Source organism: Permianibacter fluminis (assembly GCF_013179735.1).
Taxonomy (GTDB): Bacteria; Pseudomonadota; Gammaproteobacteria; order Enterobacterales; family Permianibacteraceae; genus Permianibacter; species Permianibacter fluminis.
This window is the reverse complement of sequence record NZ_JABMEG010000001.1, coordinates 3,472,046-3,483,234: the sequence shown is the minus strand read 5'-3', so window position 1 is coordinate 3,483,234 and position 11,189 is coordinate 3,472,046. Positions and strand designations below refer to the sequence as shown.

Annotated in this window: 10 protein-coding genes and 1 rRNA gene; 10 read left to right on the top strand and 1 reads right to left on the bottom strand. The window is 57.9% G+C overall.

What is annotated here, in order from left to right; all coding sequences use genetic code 11:
- The 4 genes from rrf (at position 1) to HPT27_RS15280 (ending at position 4,023) form a co-directional block, all read left to right on the top strand.
- Positions 1-115: ribosomal RNA gene (gene rrf / locus HPT27_RS15295) — 5S ribosomal RNA — on the top strand.
- A gap of 525 nt (positions 116-640) precedes the next feature.
- Positions 641-2,260: a methyl-accepting chemotaxis protein gene (locus HPT27_RS15290; RefSeq protein ID WP_172244963.1), complete on the top strand. Its 1,620-nt coding sequence runs from the start codon at positions 641-643 to the stop codon at positions 2,258-2,260.
- Positions 2,261-2,370: 110 nt separating this feature from the next.
- Positions 2,371-3,585 (top strand): hypothetical protein, encoded by a 1,215-nt coding sequence (locus HPT27_RS15285; RefSeq protein ID WP_172244961.1) that lies wholly within the window; start codon positions 2,371-2,373, stop codon positions 3,583-3,585.
- 12 nt (positions 3,586-3,597) lie between these two features.
- Entirely contained in the window at positions 3,598-4,023 is a 426-nt protein-coding gene (locus HPT27_RS15280) for a type 2 periplasmic-binding domain-containing protein (RefSeq protein ID WP_172244959.1), read from the top strand.
- A gap of 127 nt (positions 4,024-4,150) precedes the next feature.
- Here the strand turns inward: HPT27_RS15280 and HPT27_RS15275 are convergent, their stop codons facing one another.
- The gene (locus HPT27_RS15275) at positions 4,151-4,759 is read right to left on the bottom strand and encodes a 2OG-Fe(II) oxygenase (protein WP_172244957.1); all 609 of its coding nucleotides are present in this window, start codon (positions 4,757-4,759) and stop codon (positions 4,151-4,153) included.
- A 155-nt stretch (positions 4,760-4,914) separates the two neighbouring features.
- Here HPT27_RS15275 and HPT27_RS15270 point away from each other — a divergent pair, with 155 nt between their 5' ends.
- The 6 genes from HPT27_RS15270 to HPT27_RS15245 all read left to right on the top strand — a co-directional run bounded on the left by HPT27_RS15270 (position 4,915) and on the right by HPT27_RS15245 (position 11,161).
- The gene (locus HPT27_RS15270; RefSeq protein ID WP_172244955.1) at positions 4,915-6,480 is read left to right on the top strand and encodes a 2-isopropylmalate synthase; all 1,566 of its coding nucleotides are present in this window, start codon (positions 4,915-4,917) and stop codon (positions 6,478-6,480) included.
- A 24-nt stretch (positions 6,481-6,504) separates the two neighbouring features.
- Positions 6,505-7,299, top strand: coding sequence for a uracil-DNA glycosylase family protein (locus tag HPT27_RS15265; RefSeq protein WP_172244953.1), 795 nt, complete (start codon positions 6,505-6,507; stop codon positions 7,297-7,299).
- Positions 7,299-7,781: a ribosomal protein S18-alanine N-acetyltransferase gene (gene rimI, locus HPT27_RS15260; RefSeq protein ID WP_235951076.1), complete on the top strand. Its 483-nt coding sequence runs from the start codon at positions 7,299-7,301 to the stop codon at positions 7,779-7,781. Before HPT27_RS15265 ends, rimI begins: the two co-directional genes overlap by 1 nt.
- A gap of 138 nt (positions 7,782-7,919) precedes the next feature.
- Positions 7,920-9,503, top strand: coding sequence for a peptide chain release factor 3 (gene prfC / locus HPT27_RS15255; protein WP_172244949.1), 1,584 nt, complete (start codon positions 7,920-7,922; stop codon positions 9,501-9,503).
- Between the two features lie 104 nt (positions 9,504-9,607).
- Positions 9,608-10,372 (top strand): TatD family hydrolase, encoded by a 765-nt coding sequence (locus tag HPT27_RS15250; RefSeq protein ID WP_172245425.1) that lies wholly within the window; start codon positions 9,608-9,610, stop codon positions 10,370-10,372.
- Positions 10,373-10,441: 69 nt separating this feature from the next.
- Positions 10,442-11,161: a tRNA threonylcarbamoyladenosine dehydratase gene (locus HPT27_RS15245; protein ID WP_172244947.1), complete on the top strand. Its 720-nt coding sequence runs from the start codon at positions 10,442-10,444 to the stop codon at positions 11,159-11,161.
- Positions 11,162-11,189: the final 28 nt, after the last annotated feature.

Sequence of the window (11,189 nt, the reverse complement as noted above, 5' to 3'; positions counted from 1 at the left end):
TTGGCGACCATAGCGAGTGGGAACCACCCGATCCCTTTCCGAACTCGGAAGTGAAAACACTCAGCGCCGATGATAGTGTGGGCTTGTCTCATGCGAAAGTAGGTCATCGCCAAGCTCTTAATGCAAATGCAAAAGGCCCATTCCGCAAGGTTTGGGCCTTTTGCTTTGCCTCGAAAAAGCTCGGTGTAAACGCCAGCTTTCGGCGCCGTTAGCTGCACCAGTCCTTCCTGCATCTTTCCGCAAAGTCCAGCCAGTATTCCGCCGCAACCGGGCATTTTGGGGGCTGACTTGTGAAAAAGCGCGAGCTCGTGCACGCCCTTCGTTGGCCTCACACAGTGCCAGACCGGCAAAACTTTGCCGCCCGGATTGAGGCTGTCGAGGCTGACCAAAGCTCCGCTCGGCATGCTGCCAAGCGACTGCTAAAAGCACGTCAGGGGTGATGCCAATCAGCAAATTTCTCGGGGAAAAGCCACTTTTCTACCGGTCGGCGGACCTTGATTTGGGTCAATGGAACGGGCGGAATTTGGCTGTGCAAGCGTGTGTACAGGTCTCCTGACTGGCATTGCGGCGTTCCCGTACTACACTTTTTTGGCAACTGAGGACCCCATTTTCTCAACCCGGCTGACGAGGTAAGACCAAAATGCAGTGGCTGTCAGGCCTGTCGATCCGCAAAAAAGTGCTGGTTATCCCAATTGCCGGGGCCATTGGTTTCTCTTTCTATCTGCTATTCAGCTATTGGACCGCCAGCAACAACGTGGTGGTGCTTGAGCGTGCCCGCGATGTCCAGTTCCCTATTCTGCAAGCCGCTGAAAAGCATCTGGTGACGCTGCGGCAAGTGCGCGATGGGCTACAGGCCGCGGTTTCTGCCGGTGAGGCGGATGCCCTAGCTGCAGTGAAAACCAACGCCAGCAATTTGGAGAAGGACATTGCCGATCTGACGTCAATTGACCGGGAAGCTGGCGAAGATGTGGACGTGATCAGCAAGGCGTTGCGGCGTTACCTGGACAGTTCGATAACGCTGTCGGATCAGATGATCAAAGGCACCGCTGACTTCGGCAACATGGAAGCGCAGGTCGCGCAAATGACTTCAACCTTCAATGCGGTTGAACAGGCGTTGAGTTCGTTCCGGGACAAGCAGCGGGCAGCGTTTACCGACAGTATCGACAGCGCCAATGCCTCGGCCCAGCGCACCGTGGTTGTAGGTTTTGCCGTTGGCGTGGCAACGGTGGCTTTGCTCTTCATTATCGGCATGGCAATCGCTTCTGCGTTGCGACGGAACATCGCCAACGTGGTCGATTCGCTGAAAGATATTGCGCAGGGAAATGGTGACCTTCGTCGCCGTATCACGAAAGAAAGTGAAGATGAAATCGGCGAACTGGTCGAGTGGTTCAACGCTTTCATTGCCAAGTTGCAGGGCATCATTGGCGATGTCGTCGCCACCGCGCTGCCGCTGGCTGATTTGGCCAAGCAACTGAAGATGGCAACGACGGAGACGCTGTCGCAAGTTGACGAGCAGCAGAACGGCGGCCGCAGGGTGCAGGATGCCGTCAATGAAATGAACTCTAGTGTTCAGGCCGTTGCGCAAAGTGCGGCGGATGCGGCGTCGTCGGCACAGGAAGCCGACGGCCAAGCCAAAGCCGGTTTGCGCGTCGTCAAAGACACAGTGCAGCAAATCGAGGCCTTGGCGCGCGATGTGCGCTCGGCAGCGGATGTGATCAAACAGCTGGATGCCGACAGCGCGTCGGTCGGCATGGTGCTGGATGTCATTCGCAATATTGCCGAACAAACCAACCTGCTGGCCTTGAATGCGGCCATTGAAGCGGCGCGTGCCGGCGAGCAGGGCCGCGGTTTTGCGGTGGTGGCGGATGAAGTGCGCACCTTGGCATCGCGGACGCAGCAATCGACGTCGGAAATTCAGACCATGATCGAGCGGCTGCAAAGTGCTGCTCGCAGCGCGGTCGATGTGATGAGTAAGGGCACTCGTCAAGCCGAAGTCAGTGTCGCCAATTCGGGCGCAGCAGGCAGCAGCCTGGAGTCCATCACGCAGACGGTCGCCAGTATCTCCAGCATGAACGGCCGCATCGCCGAAGCGACGGAACAACAGCAACGGGTGGCTCAGACCATCGTGCGCAGTGTCAGTGAAATCAACGAGCATGCGGCCAAAACCTCCTCCAGTGCCGGTCGCATGGCTGATGTCAGCAATGAGCTGGCGGGCTTGGCCGGCAAGCTGGAGTCGGTGGCAAGGCAGTTCAGTATTTAGCTGGTTGTGTTCGGAGCAGTTGTCAGGGGTTGTATGGGGATTGTTTCGCGCGCTGGAGCAGTTTGACTTCACTGCCGGAATAATTGCTGGGACGGGAAAGGAGTTGAGTGATGAAGAAATGCCTATTGCTCGCGGGGGCCGCGCTGCTGTCTCTCGGCGCGCTTGCAGATGATGTGCAGGTATCCGGCTTTATCAATGTCGGTGGCGGTATGTTGGATGACGAAGATGTCAACAACGACGGGATACTCGATAATAGCTACGCAGGGTATACCAGTGAAGACATGACGTTTGATTCCGATTCGACCTTTGGTCTGCAGGTGTCAAAACAAGTTTCCGACAAGTTGACTGCGACGGGGCAGATGGTTGCTCGTGGCTCGCTTGACTATGAATTGGATGCCGCCTGGGTTTATGTCAAGTATCAGGTCAACGACAATTTCAGTTGGCGCGCCGGTCGGTTTCAATCACCGTTCTATTTCTATTCCGACTTCCTGAATGTCGGTTATGCCTACCACTGGATACGGCCACCGGTTGAGGTCTACAACATTCAACAGCGTTCGGTGACTGGTATTGATGGTCTGATTGACTTCAGTGCCGGCAACTTTACGGGTTCATTGCAGGTTTACACTGGTGCTGAAGACGGGGACCAAACCTTGGCCTCAGGTGCAGCAACTCGGCGACATGTCCGAAATCAGTATGGTTTGGTGTTTTCTGGAAACTGGGAATGGCTAAGTTTCCGGGCGGCACACCACGAAGCTGATGTAACTATTGAAACTGGTCCGGTTGATATTCTTCCAGGAGTGCTGAGTTTCGATGACTTTATCAGTAACCAGGCAGGGACTGGCTTGCGAGATCTCGGATTCAATGCAGCAGCGGACACGCTTGAACCTGTTGATGACAAATTTACATTTGACAGTGTCGCGTTGGCGATTGATACGGGCACGTTTGTCGGTATGTATGAGACCTCTAAGCTAGACGGAAGCGACACCTTTGCCGGTACGGACAAGCGCAGTTATCTCATGCTTGGGGTCAGGGCAGGTGACTGGATGCCCTACGTCACCTTTGCCAAGGCCGATGATGAAGCCGCAAATGCGCTGGTTGGGATACCTGTAATCCCTCAGACTGCACAGATCAGAACGGTAATCACATTGCTGACAGAGTCATCCGTTGATCACCATGAAACGAAGACGATTGGTGTTCGTTGGGACTTCACGACATCTGCAGCTTTCAAGCTGCAGGTTGATGATATTGACTACGATAGCGACTCCGGCGTTCTCGCGGATGAATCGCAACGCCTGATCAGTTTCGCTGTGCAAACCGTGTTTTGAGCGAGGTGACCTATGAAAAGCTGCAAATTTTTCGCCGTCGCTCTCGTTGCTTCACTGGTTGCTGCGGTAGCTCAGGCTGAGGTGTCTGTGGTGGTGCATCCGAGTTCGCCGGCGGCGAGCATGAGCGAGGATGACATCAGCAAACTGTTTTTGGGCAAGTCGAAGTCGTTTCCCAACGGCGATACTGCAGTGCCGATCAATCAGAATGAAGGCTCGGCGGTGCGCGACAAGTTCAATGATGCTGTCGTCAAGAAGAACGCCAGCCAGTTGAAGGCCTATTGGTCGCAGCTGGTGTTTACCGGCAAAGGCACGCCGCCGAAAGATGCTGGCGATGATGCTGAGGTCAAGAAGTTGGTGGCAGCCAACCCCAACATGATTGGCTACATCGACAGCAGTGCGGTTGATGGCTCGGTGAAGGTGGTTTACAAGATTCCTTGAGGATCTCTGCGTTAAAAAGAAAAGCGCCTTGTGGCGCTTTTCTTTTTTGTGCGGGCGTTACACCTTGCATCGACGACCGCGTTTAGTTTTCACCACGCAGCCTTGTTGCCGAGCCAATTCACGCTGGCTAGGTTGATTCGCGCTGCCGCAACCAACCCGCAATGCTGTACCGCTCGCGCTTCGCGTCGGTCACTTCGTGTGGCACGGCGTCGCTCAGGAAGATGACCAGCGTGCCTGGCTCGGGCACGACGCGGCGAATGCAGTGTTCACAGTTGTACAGTTGCAGCAAACCGCCGTCGTCTGCTTGCCATGCTTCATTCAGATACAGCACGGTCGAGACTCGCCGACTATTGCTGCCGCGAAAGCTGTCGAGGTGACGTTTGTAGAAACTGCCGGGCGGGTAACAGGCGTAGTGGGCTTCGTATTCGCTGAGGCCGAGCAAGAGTCGCCGGTTGAGTGCTTGCTGGAGCGCGGCCATCACGGCCAGCCACTGCTGCTGAATGGCCGTTTCGCCGGTCAGCCAGGCGGTCAGATCAGTGCGCAGGGCGCTCGACAGCTGCCGCGCCGTGCCGCGTCCCACCGCCGCGGGTTGCAGCCGGCCGTGCTCCCGCCATGCCAGCAGTTCGGTCCGCAGCGCCGTGACGGCTGCGGAGTCGATGGCTTCAGGAATGACCAGAAAGTCGTCGACGGCCAGTTGCTCGGCTATCAGTGCAGGCAAATCGGGTTGACGTAACATGCGGAAGGGGTGGCCAAAGCGAGTGAAATATCCGCGATATTCTAACGCGAGTGCTACTGGCCGGCTTGGGCGGATGGACCCGGCAGCGGTATGATCCAGCCAACCCCACGAGTCACGAACCGGGCCCACGGGTACCGGTCAGGAGCAGAGCAGTCATGAGCGCCAACGTAGCCGGCGACAAGCCCAAGCTGATCATATTTGACACCACACTGCGGGACGGCGAGCAAAGCCCCGGTGCGTCAATGGACAAGGACGAAAAGATTGCCATTGCCCGTCTGCTGGAGCGGATGAAGGTTGATGTGATCGAAGCCGGCTTTGCCATTGCCAGCCCCGGCGATTTTGAGTCGGTGCAGGCGGTCGCGGCTGCGATCAAGGATTCCACTGTTTGTTCGCTGTCGCGGGCGCTGGACAAGGACATCGAGCGGGCCGCAGAAGCGCTGAAGCCGGCTGCGCGTGGCCGCATTCACACCTTCATCGCAACGTCGCCAATCCACATGAAGTACAAGTTGCAGATGGAGCCGGACAAGGTCATCGAACAGGCTGTGCGGGCAGTGACCAAGGCGCGCAACCTGATGGATGATGTCGAGTTTTCCTGTGAAGACGCGGGTCGCTCCGAACCGGATTTTCTCTGCCGCATCATCGAACAGGTGATCAATGCCGGCGCCCGCACGATCAATATTCCGGATACCGTTGGCTATGCCATGCCGCGACAGTACGGCGCCATGATTCGCGATTTGATCGCGCGGATTCCGAATTCCGATCGGGCCATTTTCTCGGTGCATTGCCATAACGATCTGGGCTTGGCGGTTGCCAACTCGCTGGACGCGGTCATGAACGGTGCCCGTCAGGTTGAATGCACCATCAACGGTTTGGGCGAGCGGGCCGGTAACGCCAGCCTGGAAGAGATTGTCATGGCGGTGCGCACGCGCAAGGACTTCTTCCCGGTTCAGGTCGATGTCGACACCACCCAGATCGTACCGGCATCGAAGCTGGTGTCGCGGGTGACCGGTTTCCCGGTGCAGCCCAATAAAGCAATTGTCGGCGGCAATGCGTTCGCGCATGAATCCGGCATCCATCAGGATGGCATGCTGAAAAATCGTGAAACTTACGAAATCATGCGCGCCGAAGATGTCGGCTGGAAAACCAACCGCATGGTGCTCGGCAAACACTCGGGCCGCAATGCATTCAAGAGCCATCTGGCCGAGCTCGGCGTGAATTTTGCCAACGAAGCGGATTTGAACGCTGCGTTTGCCCGGTTCAAGGATCTGGCCGATAAAAAACACGAAGTGTTCGATGATGATCTGCTCGCCATCGCCAAAGACAGTCAACAGATTCAGGTCAATGAAGGGCTGCGTCTGGTCAGCCTGAAAGTGCACAGCGAAACCGGCGAAACGCCGGCAGCAAGTTTGGTGCTGTCGATCAACGGCAACGAAAAGCAGGCCAATGCCCAAGGCAATGGCCCGGTCGATGCGGCTTATCGGGCCGTCAATGATCTGGTCGGTAGCGACGTCGCGGTGCAGGAATTCACCGTCAATGCCGTCACCAAAGGCATGGATTCGCAAGTCGAGGTGAACGTCCGCGTTGAGCACGACAACCATATCGTGACCGGTCATGGCGCCGACATGGATATCGTGGTGGCGTCGGTGAAAGCCTATCTGCATGCGCTGAATACTTTGCAGACCATGGAATCCCGGCTGCATCCGCATGTGGCAACGCACTGATATGAAGACTGGGCGAGCCGCTCGATGAGCGCTGCGGAAAACATGCAGGCGCGCAGCGCGGCCTTGCGCCGCATGGGCATTGTCGAGTGGTTGCCGCGAGTGACGGAAAGCGCGCTGGCTGAAGAGGCGGTGTCGCAAAACGGCGACGACAGCGTCGTTGCGCAACACACGGTGTTTTTTTCGCAGCAGGGCGCGCGTCCCGTTGCGGTGGAAGCATCGGCGCCGGTTGCGGTGCGGCACGTAGCAACAGCCAACGTGTCACCACTCGTTGCAGCTCCAGCCAGCGTATCGCCAGTCAGCGCGACGGTCGAACGCAACCCCACTCCGCAAACCGTTTCTTCGCAAACCGTTTCGCCGCAAAGTGCGTCTGCGCAAAGCGCGCCGGTGAGCATGCCGTCGTTGCGCGGTCGTTTGCTGCGGGCTGGCAATCAGGCGCCGATTCTGGTGCTCGCGTTGGCGGAAAAAAATCAGCGCGATGCCCTGCTGCATCCGGATACCGGGTCAGGGGCGCTGCTCAATGCCATGTTGGCAACCTTGCCCGCTGCGACAGCGGTGGCAGTGATCGGTGTCGAACGTGGCGAGCCGCTCGCTGTGCCTGCTACCATTCTGGTGCTCGGTGAGCGCAGTGCTCGGGCACTGCTCGGCAATGACATTGCCGCACCGCTGCGCGGTCGCGTGCATCTGTTTGGACAAAGCCGTGTCGTGGTCAGTTATCACCCGGATGAAGCTCGGCAAAACGCTGCGCTGAAACGCCTGGTTTGGGATGACTTGCGCCTGCTGGCCGGGCTGGTGCCGCCGCCTGCGCCGGAGTCACCTTGATGCGGTCACTGGGCAATGGCCTGGTGCTCAAGCCGTTTGCAAAATCGGATCTCGATACCATCCACGCGGTTGAACGCCGCGCTTACGCCGTGCCATGGAGTTACGGCGTTTTCTACGACTGTTTGATTGCCCGCTACGACTGTCAGGCGCTTTGGCGCGGTGAGCAGCTGCTGGGCTATTTCGTCGGTCAGCGGGTGCTGGATGAAGCGCATCTGCTCAACCTGTGCGTCGATCCGGATTGTCACCGCCAGGGCCTTGGCGAGTTGTTGCTGCAGGAATGGCTGCTGCTGGCCAGTGGCTCTGGCTGCAAAAAGGCATTGCTGGAAGTCCGGGTTTCCAACGTCGGCGCACAGACACTGTACCGCAAGGCCGGGTTCCAGCAAATTGGCTACCGCAAAGGCTATTACCCGGCGCTGGAAGGGCGTGAAGACGGCATCGTGATGGCCTTAGCACTACCACAAGCGCTTTCCGCTTCGGTTTGACTGCGGCTGCATCGGCTCTGCCGGGCAACGCACTGAGCTTTTACCCGGATTCGCCCTGATTCACCGGGATTCCGAGCAGCCAGAGGCTGCTCGGCTCCGGTATAATTGCGCTCCAATTTTCCCCGGATTTGCCGTTCCATGAGTCAGCACCAGTCCGAAGTGGCGCGTCGTCGCACCTTCGCCATCATTTCCCACCCCGACGCCGGCAAAACCACGATGACCGAAAAGCTGCTGCTGCACGGCGGTGCGATTCAGGTGGCGGGTGCGGTCAAGAGCCGCCGTTCGGCCAAGGCGGTGACCTCGGACTGGATGGAGCTGGAGCGGCAGCGGGGTATCTCGGTGACCACGTCGGTCATGCAGTTCCCGTACAAGTCCTGCGTAGTCAATCTGCTGGACACGCCCGGCCACGAAGATTTTTCCGAAGATACCTATCGCACGCTGACGGCGGTTGATTCGGCGCTGATGGTCATCGACGGCTCCAAAGGTGTCGAAGACCGGACCATCAAATTGATGGAAGTCTGTCGCCTGCGCGACACGCCGATTCTGACGTTCATCAACAAGATGGATCGCGATATCCGCGAACCGATTGATCTGCTCGATGAAGTCGAGCGGGTGCTGAATATCCAGTGCGCGCCGGTGACCTGGCCGATTGGCATGGGCAAATTCTTCAAGGGCATTTATCACCTGACCCGTGACGAGGTGTATCTGTATCAATCCGGTCTCGGCCATACCATTCAGGAACGCCGGGTGATCAAAGGTTTGCACAATCCCGATCTGGATGCCGCGATTGGCGATCTGGCTGGGCAATTCCGTGACGAACTGGAATTGGTGCGTGGTGCCAGCCATGAATTCGATCGCGAGGCGTTTTTGGCCGGCAAACAAACCCCGGTATTCTTTGGCACCGCACTCGGCAATTTCGGTGTGGAAGAAATGCTCGACGGTCTGGTCGAGTGGGCGCCGCCGCCAACCCATCGGGTTGCGGTGCAGCGTGATGTCAAAGCCGACGAGGAAAAATTCACCGCGTTCGTGTTCAAGATTCAAGCCAACATGGATCCGCAGCATCGCGACCGCATTGCCTTTGCCCGGGTCTGCTCCGGCAAATACACGCAAGGCATGAAAGCCTTTCATGCCCGCATCGGTCGTGATGTCAATATGGGCAACGCGCTGACCTTCATGGCGCGCGATCGCGAACATGTTGAAGAAGCGTATCCCGGTGACATCATCGGTCTGCACAATCACGGCAGCATCCAGATCGGCGACAGCTTCAGTGAAGGTGAGCTGCTCAAGTTCACCGGCATTCCGTACTTTGCCCCGGAATTGTTCCGCCGGGTTCGGCTGAAAGATCCGCTGAAAAGCAAGCAACTGCAGAAAGGCTTGATTCAGTTATCGGAGGAGGGCGCCACTCAGGTGTTCCGGCCGCTGAACAGTAACGATCTGATTCTCGGCGCGGTTGGTCTGCTGCAATTTGATGTGGTGGCCTATCGCTTGAAAGGTGAATACAGCGTTGAAGCGGCTTATGAGCAAATCAGTGTCAGCACGGCCCGGTGGGTGCGCTGCGACAACGAGAAAAAACTCGAAGAGTTCAAAGAGAAGTGCTTCGACAATCTGGCGCTCGACAATGCCGACAATCTGACCTATCTGGCGCCGACCATGGTGAACCTGCGGCTGACCATGGAACGCTACCCGGATATCAAATTCTACGAGACCCGCGAGCACGGTTGAGCCCGAAATGTTGGAGCGGCTTTAGCCGCGACGTGTTTTCACCATGTCGCGGCTAAAGCCGCTCCCACGGTCCTCATTGAGCAGGAAGGCATTGTTCTCACATGCTGCAACTGATCGACAGTCACTGCCATCTCGACTATCCGCCGCTCAGCGACGATGCCGATGCGCTGCTGGCGCGCTGTGCTGCCGAAGGCATCAGCCGCATTGTGGTGCCGGCAACGACAGCGGCGCGCTGGCCGGCATTGGTGGCGTTTGTGCGGTCGCGGCCGATGCTGGCGCTGGCGCTCGGTCTGCATCCCATTTATCTCGATGAACATGGGCCGGCGCAGATTGCCGATCTGGCGACGTGGGTACAGCGCGAGCGGCCATGCGCCATCGGTGAAATCGGTCTCGATTATTTTGTCGAAACGCTGGATCGGGAGCGGCAACAGCAACTGTTCGAGGCGCAGCTTGCGGTGGCCGAACAGGCCCATTTGCCGGTGATCCTGCATGTGCGACGCTCGCATGATGCGACCATCGCCACCCTGAAGCGGCGCAAATTTACGCAAGGTGGCATCGTTCATGCGTTTGCTGGCAGCGCGGAACAGGCGCGCGAGTTCATCAAACTCGGTTTCAAGCTCGGCTTCGGTGGTGTGATGACCTATGACAGCGCCACGCGCGTGCGCAAACTGGCGGCGAGTTTGCCGCTTGATGCGATCGTGCTGGAAACCGATGCGCCGGACATGAAGCCGGCCGATTGGCCCGAGCCGCATAATTCGCCGTTGGCGTTGGTCGGCAATTTTCGCGCCCTGTGCGCGCTGCGGCCGGAGCCGGCGGAGCAGATCGCGGCTGTCACCAGCGCCAATGCGCGGCAGGCGTTGCGTTTGTAACCTCATGAAAAGTCCGCCGTGGCGGGCGTTTCGTTTCTGAATCGTACTCAATACTGATAGAGAGTCGTTATGGACGGTCTGTTTCAACGTACCCATATTCTGGTTGGCGACGAAGGCATCGCCCGCTTGCAAAACAAGCATGTTTGCCTCGCCGGGCTTGGCGGTGTCGGCTCTTTTGCCGCCGAAGCGTTGGCGCGCAGTGGCATCGGCGAACTGACCATCATTGATCACGATGTGGTGGCGGCTTCCAACTTGAACCGGCAATTGGTGGCGCTGAACTCGACCGTGGGTCTGTACAAGGCCGATGTGATGGCGGCGCGGATTCTCGACATCAACCCGACTTGCAAGCTCAATGTCATCAAGGAGTTCCTGAAGGCTGAGAACATGCCGGCTTTCATGCTGCAGCCATTTGATTACGTGATTGACGCCATTGACAGCCTGAACAGCAAGGTCAACTATCTGAAAGCGGCATTTGATAACGGCCGACCAGTGATCAGCTCAATGGGCGCTGGCAACAAGCTGGATCCGACCCTGATTCGGGTCGGTGATATCCGCGATACCGAAATGTGCACGCTGGCCAAGCACGTCCGGCGGCGGCTGCGGCGGATGGGTGTCAAGAAAGGCATCAAGGCCGTGTATTCGCTGGAGCACCCGCGCGATCCGCTACCACCGGAGCCGACCTCGATTGGCCGGGCCCGCGCGGTCAATGGCACCATCAGCTACATGCCGGCTATCTTTGGTCTGACCGTGGCCGGTGTGGTAATCAAGGATTTGCTGGAGCAGGCATAACATCGCCGCTCCGGTTCCATCATACTGA